This window comes from Spirillospora sp. NPDC029432, assembly GCF_040703975.1.
Classification (GTDB): domain Bacteria; phylum Actinomycetota; class Actinomycetes; order Streptosporangiales; family Streptosporangiaceae; genus Spirillospora.
The window spans coordinates 24,648-41,012 of the sequence record NZ_JBEZWH010000041.1 but is presented as its reverse complement, the minus strand read 5'-3'; the positions used below and the strand labels follow the sequence as shown (position 1 = coordinate 41,012).

16 protein-coding genes are annotated in these 16,365 nt (G+C 71.2%); 10 read left to right on the top strand and 6 right to left on the bottom strand.

Features of this window, described 5'->3' with window-relative positions; all coding sequences use genetic code 11:
• Positions 1–183: 183 nt before the first annotated feature.
• Positions 184–2,196 carry an ABC transporter ATP-binding protein gene (locus AB0881_RS27420; RefSeq protein WP_366621285.1) on the top strand — a complete coding sequence of 671 codons (2,013 nt, stop codon included), beginning with the start codon at positions 184–186 and terminating at the stop codon, positions 2,194–2,196.
• 43 nt (positions 2,197–2,239) lie between these two features.
• Here the strand turns inward: AB0881_RS27420 and AB0881_RS27415 are convergent, their stop codons facing one another.
• Positions 2,240–2,899 carry a TetR/AcrR family transcriptional regulator gene (locus tag AB0881_RS27415; protein WP_366621283.1) on the bottom strand — a complete coding sequence of 220 codons (660 nt, stop codon included), beginning with the start codon at positions 2,897–2,899 and terminating at the stop codon, positions 2,240–2,242.
• A gap of 157 nt (positions 2,900–3,056) precedes the next feature.
• Between AB0881_RS27415 and AB0881_RS27410 the strand changes: the two genes are divergently transcribed.
• The 3 genes from AB0881_RS27410 to AB0881_RS27400 are packed head-to-tail and all read left to right on the top strand — an operon-like array spanning position 3,057 to position 6,433.
• Entirely contained in the window at positions 3,057–4,601 is a 1,545-nt protein-coding gene (locus AB0881_RS27410) for a bifunctional 3-(3-hydroxy-phenyl)propionate/3-hydroxycinnamic acid hydroxylase (RefSeq protein ID WP_366621281.1), read from the top strand.
• 42 nt (positions 4,602–4,643) lie between these two features.
• Positions 4,644–5,573, top strand: a complete 930-nt coding sequence (locus AB0881_RS27405) for a VOC family protein (RefSeq protein ID WP_366621279.1) — start codon at positions 4,644–4,646, stop codon at positions 5,571–5,573.
• Positions 5,573–6,433, top strand: coding sequence for an alpha/beta hydrolase (locus tag AB0881_RS27400; protein ID WP_366621277.1), 861 nt, complete (start codon positions 5,573–5,575; stop codon positions 6,431–6,433). Before AB0881_RS27405 ends, AB0881_RS27400 begins: the two co-directional genes overlap by 1 nt.
• Here the strand turns inward: AB0881_RS27400 and AB0881_RS27395 are convergent.
• Positions 6,430–7,386, bottom strand: coding sequence for a UbiA family prenyltransferase (locus AB0881_RS27395; RefSeq protein WP_366621275.1), 957 nt, complete (start codon positions 7,384–7,386; stop codon positions 6,430–6,432). The two genes, AB0881_RS27400 and AB0881_RS27395, sit on opposite strands and share 4 nt — an antisense overlap.
• 165 nt (positions 7,387–7,551) lie before the next feature.
• Between AB0881_RS27395 and AB0881_RS27390 the strand changes: the two genes are divergently transcribed.
• Complete coding sequence (locus tag AB0881_RS27390) at positions 7,552–8,226, top strand: GntR family transcriptional regulator (RefSeq protein ID WP_366621273.1); 675 nt, start codon at positions 7,552–7,554, stop codon at positions 8,224–8,226.
• Positions 8,227–8,235: 9 nt separating this feature from the next.
• Here the strand turns inward: AB0881_RS27390 and AB0881_RS27385 are convergent, their stop codons facing one another.
• From AB0881_RS27385 to AB0881_RS27375, 3 genes are all read right to left on the bottom strand, one after another.
• Positions 8,236–9,243 carry a 1-aminocyclopropane-1-carboxylate deaminase gene (locus AB0881_RS27385; protein WP_366621271.1) on the bottom strand — a complete coding sequence of 336 codons (1,008 nt, stop codon included), beginning with the start codon at positions 9,241–9,243 and terminating at the stop codon, positions 8,236–8,238.
• 125 nt (positions 9,244–9,368) lie between these two features.
• Positions 9,369–10,565, bottom strand: a complete 1,197-nt coding sequence (locus AB0881_RS27380) for a hypothetical protein (RefSeq protein WP_366621269.1) — start codon at positions 10,563–10,565, stop codon at positions 9,369–9,371.
• 128 nt (positions 10,566–10,693) lie between these two features.
• Positions 10,694–11,659: a helix-turn-helix domain-containing protein gene (locus AB0881_RS27375; RefSeq protein WP_366621267.1), complete on the bottom strand. Its 966-nt coding sequence runs from the start codon at positions 11,657–11,659 to the stop codon at positions 10,694–10,696.
• Between the two features lie 573 nt (positions 11,660–12,232).
• Between AB0881_RS27375 and AB0881_RS27370 the strand changes: the two genes are divergently transcribed.
• From AB0881_RS27370 to AB0881_RS27350, 5 genes are all read left to right on the top strand, one after another.
• Complete coding sequence (locus AB0881_RS27370; RefSeq protein ID WP_366621265.1) at positions 12,233–12,658, top strand: hypothetical protein; 426 nt, start codon at positions 12,233–12,235, stop codon at positions 12,656–12,658.
• Positions 12,659–12,994: 336 nt separating this feature from the next.
• On the top strand, positions 12,995–13,465 hold the full coding sequence (locus tag AB0881_RS27365) for a hypothetical protein (RefSeq protein WP_366621263.1): 471 nt from the start codon (positions 12,995–12,997) through the stop codon (positions 13,463–13,465).
• Between the two features lie 236 nt (positions 13,466–13,701).
• On the top strand, positions 13,702–13,875 hold the full coding sequence (locus tag AB0881_RS27360) for a hypothetical protein (protein ID WP_366621261.1): 174 nt from the start codon (positions 13,702–13,704) through the stop codon (positions 13,873–13,875).
• A 267-nt stretch (positions 13,876–14,142) separates the two neighbouring features.
• The gene (locus tag AB0881_RS27355) at positions 14,143–14,319 is read left to right on the top strand and encodes a hypothetical protein (protein ID WP_366621259.1); all 177 of its coding nucleotides are present in this window, start codon (positions 14,143–14,145) and stop codon (positions 14,317–14,319) included.
• A 112-nt stretch (positions 14,320–14,431) separates the two neighbouring features.
• On the top strand, positions 14,432–14,875 hold the full coding sequence (locus tag AB0881_RS27350) for a hypothetical protein (RefSeq protein ID WP_366621257.1): 444 nt from the start codon (positions 14,432–14,434) through the stop codon (positions 14,873–14,875).
• A gap of 124 nt (positions 14,876–14,999) precedes the next feature.
• Here AB0881_RS27350 and AB0881_RS27345 read toward each other — a convergent pair whose 3' ends face one another.
• Complete coding sequence (locus tag AB0881_RS27345; protein ID WP_366621255.1) at positions 15,000–16,295, bottom strand: PP2C family protein-serine/threonine phosphatase; 1,296 nt, start codon at positions 16,293–16,295, stop codon at positions 15,000–15,002.
• Between the last annotated feature and the right edge of the window lie 70 nt (positions 16,296–16,365).

The window sequence follows — 16,365 nt, the reverse complement described above, 5'->3', positions numbered from 1 at the left end:
TACCTGCCGGGTGCAGGAGTGTGCCGTCCGGTACCAGGCCAAAAGCCATCGAACGTCTTCCCCCGGACGCGGCCGAACGCCGAAGGTGGTCCCCGTTCCCGGGCTGCTGGAGGCTGCTTCGATGGTCGGCGTTGGTGCTGGACGGGTCGTCACGCGGAGGCGCCGGGACGAGGCGGCGGCCCGATGAGGCTGCGGAGCGCGCTCCCGTTCTCGCGGTCCCGCAGGCGGCGGGCGCCGGTGGCGGCGCCTTTGGGGCCGGAGCTGTCGGAGCACCGGTGGTACGCCAGGGCCGCCGAGCTGTCGGAGACCGGGATGCTCACCATGGCGCGGCGGCTGCCCGAGCTGATCGCCCAGGTGATGCGGCTGGCGTGGCGGGCCAACCGGCGGGACCTGGCCGTCACGGTGACGCTCAACGTCGTCGCCGGGGTGTTCACCGCGTTCGGGCTGCTGGCCACCACGGGGGTGCTGACCGCGCTGTTCGCCGCCGGCCCCACCCCGGACCGGGTACGGGCCGCGGCGCCGGCGCTGCTGCTGGTGGGGGCGGCCGTCGCGGTGCGCGCGGCGTGCGCGGCGGCGGCGCAGTGGGCGCAGGCGCGGCTGCGGCCCCAGGTGGAGGAGATCGTCGAGCGGCGCCTGTTCGAGGTGACGACGGGGATCGATCTCGCGGCGTTCGACGACGCCGAGTTCCAGGACCATCTGCACCGGGCGCGGTTACGCGGGGTCGACTCGGCCCCGTCGATGGTCGACAACGCCGTGGACCTGTTCACCGCCTTCGTGGGGGTGATGGCGGCCGCCGGCGCGCTGGGAGTGCTCCATCCGGTGCTGCTGCCGCTCCTGCTACTGACCGCGCTCCCGGAGGGATGGGCGGCGATCCGCGCGGCCCGGCTGGGGTACCTGACGCAGCTGGACCTGGTGGAGGTGCGGCGGCGCGGCTGGATCATGTCGGACCTGATGACCGAGCGGCGGCACGCGGCGGAGATCCGGTCGTTCACCGTGCGGGACTTCCTGCTGAGGCAGTACGCCACGCTCGCCGGCCACATCCGCGGCGTGATGCTGAACCTGGCGCGCCGCCAGACGATGGCGCAGGTCTACGGCGACATCCTCAAGGGCGCGGCGACGGCGCTGATGTACACCGCGCTCGGGCTCCTGCTCTGGCGGGGGATCATGCCGCTGGCGGTCGCCGGGACGGCGGTGCTGGCGATCCGCGCGGGCCAGAACTCGCTGGTCAACCTGGTCTACTCGCTGAACCGCTGCTACGAGGACGGCCTGTACTTCAGCGACTATTCGAGCTTCTGCCAGATGGCCGAGCAGCGGCTGCCCCGGTCCCGCCCCGAACCGCCCGCGGCGAGGCCGGCCGGGACGCTCCAGAGTTTCCAGGAGATCAGCGCCACCGGCATCACCTTCACCTACCCCGGCGGCGAGAGCCCGTCCCTCGACCGGGTGTCGGTACGGCTGCGGCGGGGCGAGATCGTCGCGCTGGTCGGCGAGAACGGCTCGGGCAAGACCACCCTCGCCAAGATCCTCGCGGGCCTCTACGAGCCGCAGCACGGGCACGTCCGCTGGGACGACACGCGCGTCGCCGACCTGGACCCCGACGTCCTGCGCGGCGCGATCGCCGTCGTCGCCCAGGACCACACGCACTGGCCGATGACCGCCGCCGACAACATCGCCATGGGCGACGACCTGACCGTTCCCGCCCTGCGGACGGCCGTCCGGGAGGCCGCCGCGGCGGCCGGCGCCGACCAGGTGATCGCCACGCTGCCGCGCGGGCTGGACACCCTGCTCGACAAGCGGTTCGCCGACGGCCGCGAGCTGTCGGGCGGCCAGTGGCAGCGGCTCGCGGCGGCGCGCGGCTTCTACCGGGACGCGCCGCTGCTGATCTGCGACGAGCCGACCGCCGCGCTGGACGCCCGCGCCGAGCACCACCTGTTCGAGGAGATCCGCGGGCACGCCGCCGCCCGCGGCCGTACCGTCCTGCTGATCACCCACCGGCTCGCCAGCGTCCGGCACGCCGACCGCGTCTACGTCCTGTCCGAGGGCCGCGTCATCGAACACGGCGACCACCAGGCCCTGATGGACCTCGGCGGCCTGTACGCCGAGCTGTACGAGCTGCAGGCGTCGGCCTACCGGACGGGCGAGGGCGCCACCGCCCGAGCCGAGGGCAACGGCCACGTCCGGCCGCCCGCCGAATCCTGAGGCGCGGCCGCGCCTCGCGCGGCAGCGGTACGGCCGGCCGTGGTCAGCGGTGCGCGGCGCCGCCGGCGCGGAGCCTCGCCACCCGCGCCTCGCCGAGCGCGGCCACGGCCTCGGCGAGCAGCGTCATCTGGGCGGCCAGGTCGCGGCCGGGCTCGGCCTGCAGCGCGACGAAGGCGCCGTCGAACCCGGCGATGCCGAAGTAGTCCAGCTCGTCCGCGACGGCCTGGGCGATGTCCGGGCCCGCCGCGGCGAACGACGCCGCGATCATCTCGTTCATGTGCGTGCGGCCGTCCCGCCGCACCCGCTCGATGATGGCGTCCACCTCGGCCTCGGCGGCCTCCGCGCTCATGACCAGGAGCAGGTGCAGGCGCAGGAACTCGGGGCGCGCCATGAAGACCTCGCCGGTGCGCAGGAGGAACCACGTCAGCCGCTCGCGCGGGGTGTCCCCCTCGGGGCCGCCCGCCTGCGCCTGCCGCATCGCCGCGAAGAAGTCGTAGGCGCCGCGCGCCATGACCGCCGAGAGCAGTCCGGCCTTCGAGTCGAAGTGGTGGTACACCGCGCTCTTCGGGAGGCCGGTCTCCCTGCTGATCACCGACAGGGAGGCGGCGGCGTACCCGCGCTCCGCCATGATCCGGGCGGCGGCGTCCAGGATCTCCTCCCGGGACCTGCGGCCACGGCGGTTGCCGGTCTTCTCGCCCTCCACGCGTTGAAGCATAGAGGCCCCGCCGGACCGCCTCCCGCCTGCGGTTCTGCACAGCGGAATTGCATGGACCACTGTGGCCGGAGCATGTGAGGGTGGCCACTATCGTACCGAACGATCGGTACAAAACCGTTGATCGGAAAGCCACCCCGGAGCCCGCATGACCCAGCACTTCGACGCCGACGTCGCGATCGTCGGCTACGGCCCCACCGGCGTGATCGCCGCGCTCACCCTGGCGAGGCACGGCGCCTCGGTCGTGGCGTTCGAGCGGGACCGGGACATCTACCCGCGCGCCCGCGCCGTCACCGTCAACGACTGGACGATGCGGATCCTCCAGGGCCTCGGCATCGACGAGCGGATCGCCAGGGTGATCGAGCCGCAGCGGGCGCTGCGCTGGACGGCCTACGACGGCACCGAGATCATGCGGGTCGAGCACCCGCCGTCGGCGCTGTGGGCCGGAGCGCGCTTCTACAACATCTACCAGCCGGCCATGGAGGGCGAGCTCCGCGCCTGCGCGGAGGAGTACGGCGACCTGCTCGACGTCCGGTACGGCGCCGAGGTGACCGGGCTGGAGCAGGACTCCGGCGGTGTCACGATCACGGCGGCGGACACCGCGACGGGGGAGGCGCGCACCGTCCGCACCCGCTACGCGATCGGCGCCGACGGCGGCGGCAGCGCCACCCGCGGCATGATCGGCGGCCGGCTGCTCGGCGACACCCTCGACGTGCGGTGGATCGTCATCGACTGCCGCGTCAAGCGCTGGTGGCCCGACCGCGACCTCCTCACGTTCTGGTCCGACCGGCAGCGTCCGGTCGTCGACATCGCGCTGTCCGCGGGCAACCACCGCTGGGAGATCCCCCTGAAACCGCACGAGACCGAGGCGGACTTCGCCACGGCGGACGACGTCTGGCCGCTGCTGGAGGCGCTGGGCGTCACCGGCGACGACGTGTCGATCCACCAGTGGGCGTTCTACCGGCACCACACCCGGATGGCCGACACATGGCGCGCGGGACGGGTCTTCCTCGCCGGCGACGCCGCCCACCTCATGCCGCCGTGGGCCGGAGCCGGCATGCAGACGGGCATGCGGGACGCCCACGACCTCGGCTGGAAGCTCGCCCGCGTGCTCGCCGGCGAGCTCGACGAGACCTGGCTCGACACCTACGAGGCCGAACGCCGCCCGAACGCCGCGTTCTACACCGACCTCGCCGTCCGGCTCGGCCGGATCATCAAGCAGGAGGCCACGCCGGCCGAGATCGAGGAGATGAACCGGGTGCCGGAGGGCACCGTCACCCCGTTCGAGCCGCCGCTGATCGCGCCGCCGGTCCTCGAGGCGGGCTGGCTCCGCGGACCCGTCGGCGACGCCAGCATCGTCGGCCGCATGGTCCCGCAGCCCGTCGCCGGGGACGCGGCCGGCCGGATGGCGCGGCTCGACGACCTGCTCGGCGACGGCTTCGTCCTGCTCGGCGCCGACACCGACCCGGCCGCGTCGCTGACCCCGGAGGAGAGGGCGGGGTGGGACGCGCTCGGCGCCCGCTACGTCGCCGTCCGCCCCAGAACGGCCTACACGCAGGGCCCGGACGACCTGGTCGACCTCCACGAGGTCCTCCTGCCGTGGCTGGCGCGGTACGGCGTCCGCGCCGTCGCCGTCCGCCCCGACCGGTTCGTCGCGGCGGCCGACGTGTCCGGCCTCGCCGTGCCCGCCTGACCGGACCGTACCGAGAGACCGATGGACAAGGAGCGAATCCCGATGACGGGAGTCAAGGAACTGGCGTACGTCGTGTACGAGGCGAGCAGCCTCGACGACTGGGAGCACTTCGCCGTGGACCTGCTGGGCATGCGGCTCGCGGACAGGAGCGCCGACTCCATCGCCCTCCGCACCGACGGGAAGGCGTACCGCTGGCTCGTCCGGCGGGGCCCCGCCGACGACCTGGCGGCCAGCGGCTACGAGGTGGACGGCGACGCCGCTCTCGACGAGATCGTCCGCAGGCTCGCGTCGGCCGGCGCCGAGGTCGCCGAGGGCGGCCCCGAACTCGCCGCCGCGCGCAAGGTCGACCGCGTCGTGGTGACCTCCGACCCGATGGGCAACCGCGTCGAACTGGTCACCGGCTTCGCCGACGCGGACACCCCGTTCCGCTCCGACCGGCTGCTCGGCGGGTTCGTCACCGGCGCCGGAGGCGCGGGCCACCACGTCCTGCTCTCCAAGGGGGTCGCGCGCGAGACCTACCTGGAGTTCTACGAGGGGCTGCTCGGCTTCCGCGTCTCCGACACCATCGTCGAGGAGGTCGCCCCGGGCGTCGTCGCCGACCTGATCTTCCTGCGCTGCAACCCGCGCCACCACTCCGTCGCGTTCGGGGACATGCCGCACCCGAAGAGGACCCACCACTTCATGGTCGAGGTCAGCGACATCCGCGACGTCGGCATGGCCTACGACCGCTGCATGGACGCCGGGCGCCCGTTCGAGATGACCCTCGGCATGCACCCGAACGACCACATGTTCAGCTTCTACGTGCGGACGCCCTCCGGTTTCAGCGTGGAGTACGGCTGGGGCGGCCAGCTAGTCGACGACGAGACCTGGCAGGTCAGGACGCTGGACCGGCTGCACAGCTGGGGCCACCGGCCGCCCGAGGCCGTCGCCGCCCTGCTCTCCTCCCCGACCCCCGGAAAGGACGCCCGCTGATGCCGCTGACCCAGGCCGGAACCGCACGCACGGTCCAGACCAAGGACTGGAACCTCCGCTACTACGAGGCGGGCGACGGGCACCCGGTCGTCCTCCTGCACGGCAGCGGCCCGGGCGCCACGGGCTGGAGCAACTTCTCCGGCAACATCGGGGCGCTGGCCGAGCACTTCCACGTGTACGCGGTGGACATGCCCGGCTGGGGCGACTCGGACGCGGCGACCGTCGACCGCCTCGACCACGTCGACGCGGCGATCCAGTTCCTGGACGCGCTCGGCATCGCGAGGGCCGCGTTCGTCGGGAACTCGATGGGCGGGCAGACCTCGATCCGCCTCGCCACCGAGCACCCGGACCGGATCACCCACCTGGTCACCATGGGCCCGCCGGTCGGGCGGATCCCCGCCCTCTTCGCCGCCGGCGACGGCCCGTCCGAGGGCCTGAAGGTCCTCATCGAGGCCTACCGCGACCCGAGCCCCGCCAACATGCGCCGGCTCGTCGAGATCATGTGCTTCGACAAGGCCCGGTTCGCCACCCCGGAACTGTGCCGGGCCCGTTCGGACGCGGCCCTCGCGCGCCCCGAGCACCTGCGCAACTACGTCGACGGCCTGCCGGAGGGCGCGCCGATCCCGACCTGGGTCAAGCCCGAACTGCTTCCCGGCATCCAGGTGCCCACCCTCCTCATCCACGGCCGCGACGACCGGGTCGTCCCGTACGAGAGCTCCCTCCACCTGCTCGCCGCCATCCCCGACAGCCGGCTGGTGCTGCTGAACCGGTGCGGGCACTGGGCGATGATCGAGCACGCCGACGAGTTCAACCGCCTCGTCACCGGCTTCCTCCGCGGCACCCGGACGCCGGAGGGCTAGAGAACCCCGGTGTACATGAGGGCGAACACCAGATAGGGCACCAGGAACACCCAGCTCACGACGGCGATCCCGTGCAGGACCTCGCCGGGCTCGCGGGCCCGTCCGAGGAGGCGGTGGTAGACCCACACGAGCACGGGCGCGAAGAGCGCCTGCACCCAGAAGGCCCGGTGCGGGAAGACGTGCCCGAACCCGGCGAGCGCGACGGCCTGGACGCACGAGAGCGTCCAGGCCGCGAGGCCGATCCGGTACGCGCCGCGCGGCCCCAGCCGTACCGCGATGGTCCGGTACCCGCTGGCCAGGTCGGCGCGGTAGTCGGTGATCGTCGTCGGGATGTAGAGGGCCGCGGCGACCAGCACGCCCTCCGCGGCCATGATCCAGGGAAACCCCTCGATCGGGCGGACGACCGTCCACCCGGCCAGGAGCGCGAACCCGCCGACTCCCAGCGCGTTCGCCGCGACGTCGAACCCGGGGCGGTCCTTCAGCCTGACCGGCGGCACGCTGTAGAGCCAGCCGAGCGCCAGGAACCCGAGCGTGACCACCGCGAACGCCGGCCGCACCGTCACCGCGACCGCCAGCGCGACCGCGGCCGTCACGTGCGCGGCGACCAGCGCTCCGCGCATGCCCAGCCGTCCCTCGACGAGCGGCGCGCCGTCCTTGCGCGGGTTGCGGAGATCGCCGTCCAGATCGAAGGCGTCGTTGATCGCGAGGACGGCCAGCCACACCAGCGGCCCCCACACCACCAGCCCGGTCAGCACGGGCGCCGCGGCCGCCGCGCACGCCCCGCCCGGCGGCACGCACGCGTCCTGCGCGACGACCAGCCACCGCGTCGCCAGCAGATGACCGACATAGAACGGCACGAGCGACACCAGCCAGATCGCGGGCCGCGCGATCAGCCACAGGTCGAGCAGGACGCGCGGCGCGGCCGCCGGGACCGCATGAAGGCCGGTACGCATGGGCGCCACCCCCGGGGGACGCGTGCAGGCGATCCTAATTAGACACTCAGTCTAGTTGCTTGCCAGGGCCACGTTCCACCCGCCGTGAGCGCCGGCGCACCGGGATCGTCCGGCCGCGGGTGCGGAGGATTGACACCCACCTCGCCGGGCGATGCAATATGTTGCATGCCAGTTCCCTCGCGCCGCGGGCTCGTCTCCCGGTCACTACTGCGGGACGACGCCTACCGGGCGATCCGGGACGCCATCGTCGACGGCACCTTCGCCCCCGGCGAGCGCCTCAACGACGCCGACCTGGTCGAATGGCTGGGCGTGAGTCGTACCCCCGTCCGCGAGGCCCTGGCCCGCCTGGAGCAGGCCGGCCTCGTCCAGACGAAACCGGGCCGCTACACGATGGTGAGCCCCCTGGACGTCCAGGCGCTCCGCAACGCCAAGTCGGTCACGGCCGCCATGCACGAGCTCGCCGTCCGCGAGGCGCTGCCGAACCTCTCTCCCGCCGAACTCACGGCCATGCGCGACGCCAACGCCCGCTTCGCGGACGCCCTGCGCGCCGGCGACGCCGACGCAGCGATCACCGCGGACGACGAGTTCCACGGCGTGCTGGTCACCGCGGCCGCCAACGCCGCGCTCCGCGACGTTCTCGCACAGTTCACGCCGATGCTGCGGCGCCTGGAACGGCTGCGCTTCTCGTCCCTGATCGGCCGGGAGTCCGTGGCGCAGCACGAGCGGATCATCGCGCTGTGCGAGGCCGGCGACGTCGAGGCCGCGGCGGCCGCCATCCGCGCCAACTGGGAGACGCTGACCCCCCTCATCGACACGATGGCCGTACAGGACGCCTCCTAGCACCCGCGGTCAGCCGAACAGGCCGCTGTAGGCGTTGATGGCCGGCTGCCCGCCGAGATGGGCGAACAGGACGTTGGAGTCCTTGGGGATCTCGCCGTTCCGGACGAGGTCGATGAGCGCGGCCATCGACTTCCCCTCGTACACGGGGTCGATGATCATGCCTTCCAGCCGGGCGGTGAGCTTGATCGCCCGAAGGGTGGAGTCGACCGGCACGCCGTAGCGGTCACCGGCCCAGCCCTCCAGGAGGGTGATCTCGTCGTCGCGCAGGTCCCGTCCCAGGCCGATCAGCCCGGCGGTGCCGCGGGCGATCTTCTCGACCTGCGACCGGGTCTCGGCGGGCTTCGCGGAGGCGTCGACGCCCAGCACCCGGCGGGGACGATCCTGGCCCGCGAACCCGGCGATCATGCCCGCCTGCGTGCTGCCGGTGACGCTGCACACCACGATCGTGTCGAAGAAGACCCCCAGCTCACGCTCCTGCTCCCGCACCTCATCGGCCCAGCCGGCGAAGCCGAGACCGCCCAGCCGGTGGTCCGAGGCCCCGGCGGGGATCGCGTACGGCGTGCCGCCGGACGCCCGCACGTCGTCCAGGGCCCGCTGCCAGCTGTCCTTGAACCCGATCCCGAACTCGGACCGGACGAGCCGTACGTCCGCACCCATGATCCGCGACAGCAGGATGTTGCCGACCTTGTCGTTCACCGCGTCCGGCCAGTCCACCCAGCTCTCCTGGACGAGCACCGCCTTCATCCCGGCCTTCGCCGCGACGGCCGCCACCTGCCGGGTGTGGTTGGACTGCACCCCGCCGATGCTGACCAGGGTGTCCGCCCCCTGGGAGAGCGCATCGGGGATGAGGTACTCGAGCTTGCGGGTCTTGTTCCCACCGAACGCCAGCCCGCTGTTGCAGTCCTCCCGCTTGGCCCAGATCCGGGCACCGCCGAGGTGCGCGCTCAGGGACTCCAGCGGATGGACGGGGCTGGGACCGAACAGCAGCGGATACCGAGCGAAACCATCGAGGGACATGCTGCACTCCGATCCATCATGCGACGTGCAATATATAGCACGCAGCATGCATGGATTCGAGCCCCACAGGGTCACCGGCCCCTCCGCCGGCGGCCAGGGCAGGAGCACCGGCGGGAACCGTCCTGTCAGCGTGGCGGGTACGTCATCTTTCCGCACTTGTTGAGCAGCCAGCCGCGGGTCTGCCCGAGATGGTTGGTGACGTAGTAGTCCAGCCCGGCCTCTTCGGCGGCCTGCCACCAGTTCTTCTGCAGTCCACCCTCACATCTCTGATGGCCCGGCCGTTTGATGCACCGCCAGAATTTCCCGGCCAAGCGTTCCCGTCCATCCGGAGCGCCCCAGATGCGCACTTTTCGTCCCATGGCGTGTGCGTTGGCGACCAGGTCGTTCAGGTACTTGTGCTCGCTCGGGTCGATGGTCCACGTGCCCTTGGGGCTCCTGTCCACGCATTTCGCGAACTCGCCGTTCAGTACGGTGACCCGGTTGGCGACCCGCGCGTCATACCCCGGCTTCCCGGGGGTGAGCCACTCGGGGATGACGCAATCATCCGTCAGGCTCGCGGAGAAGCGGATATTGGCCGGCATGGGGGTATTGCCGATCGTGTTGCGCTCGGGGTCGTAGTTCGCCGGCTTCGGAAGGACCACGTGCACGTTCGACGCCAGCGGGGGATCGAGCGAGTTGATGTCCTTGGCCACCTGCTCGTAGACCCCTGCTTTATCGCTGTCCTTGGCTTCGATGAAGAGCTCGAACGGGGCGTCGTACCCCCGGTGGACCGACCCCTGCTCGGTGATCCGCTCGGTCAGCGGCTTGAGGTAGAGCTCAAGGAGCGTGTCGGCCCTACTGCCCTTCGGGTCGTTGTGCTTGACCTCCAGCCGGCCCCCCTCCTCCAGGAAGAGGTCGGCCTCGACGCTCGTGGCCCCATTTTCGAGAGCGTCGTCGAGCGGATGCTCGTTCTCGTAGTCGTTGTGGGCGTGCAGCCTGTCCACCCAGGGCACGGTCCGATCCGTCTGGCAGACCGGCTTCGCGATCGGCGGCAGCGGCGGGGGCGTTTTCGGGCCGCCCGGCAAGGTGCGCGGGTCGACTGGGGCATCACCGCCGTCGACCAGCAGCGGCCTCGTGGCCTGCGGCTCGGCCCTGTCCTGGCCGGCGGGCACGACTTCCTTGCAGTTACCGCCGACGACGCGGCAGACGGCGGCCTTGCAGCCGGCCACCAAATGGTCGGACATACCAGACGTGAAGAGCGCGGCGACGATGGTGGAGACGAGCAGCAGTACTCCGAGATACGAGGTCGCGCCTTCACCCTGGTCCCGGCATTCGCGAACCACTCGCCACCCTCTCGTATGAGGGACGGCCGACCGCCCCCGCCACTGATCGCCTCACCCTGCCAAGGCGTCGCCCAGCCGGTCTTTAACCGTGGGTGCACACTTTCCTTGACGCCGGACCGAATTCCGAACTACTCCCGCTGCCGGCGGTAGTCACTGGGCGAGACGCCGTAGGAGGTGCGAAAGGCGCGGGTGAAGGCCGAATGGTGGCTGAAACCCCAGCGAGCGGCGAGCTGGTGGATCGGAACGGCGCGCCGGGCAGGGTCGGCCAGCTCCCGGCGGGCGTGTTCGAGGCGCTGCCGGCGGATCAGGGCCACGACGGTGCCGTCCTCGTCCTGGAAGAGGCGATGCAGGTAGCTGGTGGAGATGTGGTGCGCCGCCGCGATGGCCTGCGGGGTCAGCCCCGGATCGTGCAGGTTCCGCTCGATGAAGGCACGGATGCGCAGGGTCAGTGTCCGCCTGTGCGCGGAAGAGGAGAGGTCACGCTCGGCGTCGAGGGCGTGGGCGAACAAGGCGGAGACCAGGTCGGCCAGGACCGTGCCGAGCCGGGGGCCGTCAGAGGCCCCGTACCCATGGGTGTCGGCACTGAGACGGGTGAGGAATCCGGTCAGCAGCGCCCCGATCCCCTCCCGCCCCGGCAGTGGCCGGCCGACCACCCGGTCGGCGCTCTTCCTCGGCAGCGCCAGCAGGTCCTGGGGAATCTCCACGCCCACGAACCTGACCGTCCGGTCACCCAGCCCCACCTGGACCGTGCACGGCTGCGAGGAACTCTGGCTGTACAGGTCATAGGGGCGGTATACGGCTTCCTGGCCGTTCCAGGCGGCTCCCACCGATCCTTTGAGCATGAGCGTGAGGTTGTACGTCTCGGGATCGGAGCGTCTGACCAGCCTCGCCGTTCGCCGGGACACCAGCGGCTGTACGGTCGACGGCCAAACGGTCACCGCACCGAGCAGCAGAGTACGTTTACGGGCACGAAAATCCTCGGCATATTCGCTGCTCAGCTCCACCGGGGAGTGTATGCGCCCCATCCATTCCCGCCAGCGGTCGAATCGTTCTTCCTGAGGAAAGTCCTCGGTCCGGTACACGTTTTCGATCACTGGCCCGCCACACCCTTTCCCTGAACCTGACCGGCCTCCAGCGGCGGTCAACGATACAAGGCGTCCATTCTTTTGTGGCGTGCTTCGCAATCATTGCCGCGTTGAGCCTCGGCCTTCACCGAGACCATCGACACACCGGCCTCGGAAGCACGCAGGGCACAGACTGAACCCGCAGGTCATGCCCATCCTGGACGGAACACCACTGCGGGCCCGGCGATCCACGCTCGTTCAGCCACCCGAAACCACTGCCCGCATAAGAGGACTCTGCCTCCTGGCGGCGAGAGTCATCGCGATCGGTCCGCCGCGCCCTCGGAGAGCAGGTCTCCGGGGAGGCTGCGATGGCCGACAGTGGCAGACATGGTGCGCTGGTCACGCTCACGAAGGAAACTGGATCAAGGCGGCAGGCCACGTTCACCGGCCCCCGCCACCACGTGCAACCTGAACGTCGAGCCCGCACTTGGTCCGCCTACGCCGGCCCCGTGGCGTGGCGTGAGGAAGGCGTCGCTGATGAGAGTGCCCGAGTGGGTGCCGGCGAGCATTGCCAGGTGGGGCCCCGGGGCAACGAGTTGGCTGGTGACCGCCGTGCTCCTTGCCACAGGGGCCTATTTGCTGTGGAGCGCCATCGTCCAAGGCGGCGCGACCCGCGAGGCCGCCGCCGGGCAGGGGCGGCCAGGCACGTTCCTGGCTGAGGACTGGCGGTGCTCCAAGGCCTGTTCCTGGTACGGGACCTTCACCACGCACACCGGTCAGAGACGGAACCTCGAGCTGCGGGGCGCGGACGAGGACTCGATTCAGGCCGGGCAGAAAGTGCCCGTGCGCGACGTCGGCCCGTTCGTCCAAGCGGTGGACGGCCCGCCCGAGTGGGGCTCGACCATCTCCAACTCCATGGGGGCGACATTTCTCGGCCTGCTCGGCATCGGGATGCTCGTTCATTCGGTCTCCAGGCATCCGATTCCTCGCCCCACTGGCAAGGAGCCTGGACGACTGGATCGGCAATAGGCGCCGGTCGGGCGCGACAAAAACGCAGACCTCCCGCCAAGACCATCGTTCCAAGCCGGTCCGGTAGGAGGAGCGGCACGGGATTAGCGGCAACTGTGACCCGGGGGTGGGAGCAGCCCTCAGCCCGACGGACGCTGGCGCCTCCTCGGGGCGGAGCCATGTTCAGAGGAGGCTGACCGCGCCCCCAAGTCCGGCGGAGCCGGTGAACGAGGTCGGCCACGCTCGCCGGCGCGGACAGGCGAGGAATCCCTGCTTTCCTGGGCTGGTACGCCCCCGGAACGATCGCTAGATTTGGTCGCGGACCATCATCTGCCCTGCGTTCCGCGTGGGGCACGCATGGCCTCAGAGGTGACCATGACTGCTGACCCTTTTGGACGCGAGTACCGGGCAGACATCGGGACGTTCGCCATAGCCTCCGTGATGGGTTTCTACTTCCTGGTCGTGGCTGTCATCTTGTTGCGGGGTGAGGACGATTCCGCTGTCAAGATCCTCGTTCCCGCGCTGCTGGCAGGGATCATCGTTCTCTTTCTGGGGGCCAGGCTGTGGACGCGAACCTGCGTCTCGCGAGACCGCATCCTGACGCGCGGACTGTTCCGGACCATCGCGACGCCCTGGCAGGGGATCCAGCGCATCGAGGTCGTTGATGGAATCAGGAACCGGCACGTTGTGATCTACGACTATCGGGGCCGAGAGATCGTCCTACCCCACCTGCACTCCAGCGAGGTCGACGTCGAGAAGGAGGCCCGCGCCCTCCGCGAGATCTGGGAGAAGCGACGCGGCCCACACTGGAAGCCGATCTCGAGATAGCCGCCGTCCAGCGGGACGAGGCCGGCAGCAGATGGGATGTTCTTCGGCTTCGTCGACGCTGAGGTTGAGGACGGCGGCGATCGTTCCGAAGCCCATGTCGGCGGCTTGCGCGGTGTTCGGCGGACGCGCCTCGGTCTGGGGCCAGGTTCCGGCGGATCGCGCCGAGCACCGGCAGTGCCGCAGCGACCGCGACCGGCTCGGGAGTATGGATCGAGTCGGACGGCCCGGCGGCGGACATGGCGATCGGTGCACACGCCGTCCCTTGCGCCGATGAGCGTGTCGCGGAGGGCAAGGCCATCGACCACGGCCCCATCACCCACGTCCTGCTCCGGGTGGGCGACTGGGCCAGCCGTCCGCGCCGACTGCGGGTCGACGGCCCGGCCGGCACCCGGGTGGCGCGGCCGAGCTGATTCGACTCCCTTCCCGCGGGCTGCTCACAGCGATCCACGCCGACGGGTGGCGCGTGGACCTGCTCACCGTCCCCGTCTCGACGCCCGCGCCGAAGCCGAGGCGGTGATGGAGTCGGCAGCCCATCCCGCCAACCACCTTCACACCCGCGGCCTGCCGGCCGCCCTCACCGCACCACCTGGCCGGACGGAGCGGCCCGTTGCCCGGCCGACCCGTCATCCGGCCGTCCGGGCATGGAGCCTCCGCCCCGTTCGCGATCGCGGATCGCCATGACCGGCTTCACGACCGCCGTGCCGGTCGGCGTCCGGCGCCGCGCTGCCGGACTCGGCATCACCCTGCGCCTGACCGCCCCCGGGTCGCCGGTCGCCGCGCTGCTCCGCGCCACCGGATCGACCCCGCGCTCATCGTTCACCCTCCAGGACGTCCGCGCCGAGCCCGTCGCATGACCGTAAGCATGCCGGGCACAAAGGGGGCGATACGCCCAGACCCGCGCTCGGTTCGTGGCGCCGGCCCTTTGACGCGCGCCCTGGCCGGGCCCGCATACGAACGGAGAGCACCGTGACCCACCCCGCCGAGGACGACGTCCAGGACGCCGCCGCGCATCCCGGTCTGCGCACCGGCCGGTGGCGGCTGCCCGCCGGGCGCCCGGCGGGCGGGCAGGTCCGCCGGGCGGTCCACGATGCGCTGCGAACGTGGGGGCTGGGACCGGCCGCAGGCGACCTCAGTGACCAGCTGACGGCACTCGTCCAGGACCTTCTCGCCCGCGGCGCCGCGCGCGGCCCGGTCGATCTGCGGCTGGAACTGCGCCCGCCCGCCCGTCTGCTGCTGGGTGAGATCCGCGACGCCGCACCAGCCTCGTCCGGGCCCGCCGCTCGGCCGTCCGGTCAGGCGAGCGCTCGCGGCATCATCGCCCTGACGTACGGCCGCCGGTCCTCCCGCGAACGCGCCCAGTACATCCACTCCTTCGCCTGGTGGCAGCAGGACGCCATCGCCGGGCGGTAGCCCCCGTCACCGGACGCGAGGCCGAGCACGATGCCGGCTACCGGCATCACATGCCGCGCGTTTCGACGGCCGGCCGGGATCGGTGTTCCGAACCGGTCGAAGCGGCCGCCCGCATGCCCGTTCGTCACTGTTCGACCGCCCCGGCTGCGGGGGGCACGGCCGATTTCCGGACGGCCCCTCTCCCCATGAGATGACCAGCCGGCACGTCCGCGGTTCCGCCGCGCCATTCGATCAGGAAGAGGGTGGCGTCGTCGCTGGTGATCCCGCCTCTTTCCCGCATGAGTGTGCGGGAGAGGTCTCGTACCATCTGCTGGACGGTCGCGCCGGCGGGGGCGACGCGTTCGATGGTGGCGATCAGGCGTTCCTCGCCGAACAGTTCTCCGCCGGTGGTGTGTTCTTCGATGAGGCCGTCGGTGTAGGCCAGGACCCGGTCGCCCGGGCGGAGTCGCTCGTGGTTGATCTGGGGAGTCGAGCCGCCGAAGCCGACGGGCAGCGTGCTGGAGCCTTCCAGCGCGCCGATGACTTCGTGATCACGGATCAGCAGCGGTGCCGGGTGGCCGGCGTTCACCCATTCGAGGTGGCCCGTCCCGACGTTCAGGCGCATCATCTGCGCGGTGACGAAATGGTCGGGGCCGAACTGCTGGTCGATGGCCGTGTCCATGAACGCGTACAGCTCGGCGAGGCCGGATCGGGCGCGCCGGGCGTGCCGGTAGGCGCCCACGGCGACGGTGGCCAGTACCGCGGCGTTCAGGCCGTGGCCCATCGCGTCGATCATGGCCAGGTGCAGGACGTCGTCGTTGAGGGCGTAGTCGAGGCTGTCGCCCGCGACGTTGTAGGCGGGTTCGAGGATTCCGGCGACGGCGACCTGCGGCGTCGTCATGGTGAGCGGGGGCAGCAGTGACCACTGGATCTCCGCGGGCACGCTCATCGGCTCACGTCGTCGTGTCCGGAGGAACTGGTCGGTGTAGTCGTTCTTGGTCACCAGTAGGCCGGCGACCAGGCCCGCGAGCCGCCGCAGCAGCCGTCGGCCGTCGTCGGTGACGCCGTCGAGGGTCAGCGCCATGACCCCGATCTTGCCGCTGCCGTGCAGCAGCGGCAGGAACATCCGCACACCGTCGGCCTGCCGGTGTTCCACGACGGTCTCGGACAGGAACGCGCGTCCGGCGAGCGAACCTTCCAGCGGAAGCGGTTCGCCGCCGGTGAGGCCCCGGCCTGGCAGCGGCACAAGTGAGAGCTGGGCGTAGTCCTGCAACAGGATCGAGATGTCCCGGCCGCCGATCGCGTGGACCTTCTCGGCCGCCAGCGGGGCTACGAGCCAGGGGGGCATCTCGTGCGCCCGGTCCAGCAACCGTCCCAGCAACCGCTCGCCGAAGCCTTCGCTTCGATCCAGGGCGTCCTCGGGCCCGATCGGTCTTCCCACAGCCGTCTACCTGCCCGCCGCCACAGTGATAACTCTAGGTATCCGAGCATTTTCGATCCGCGAGCGGACT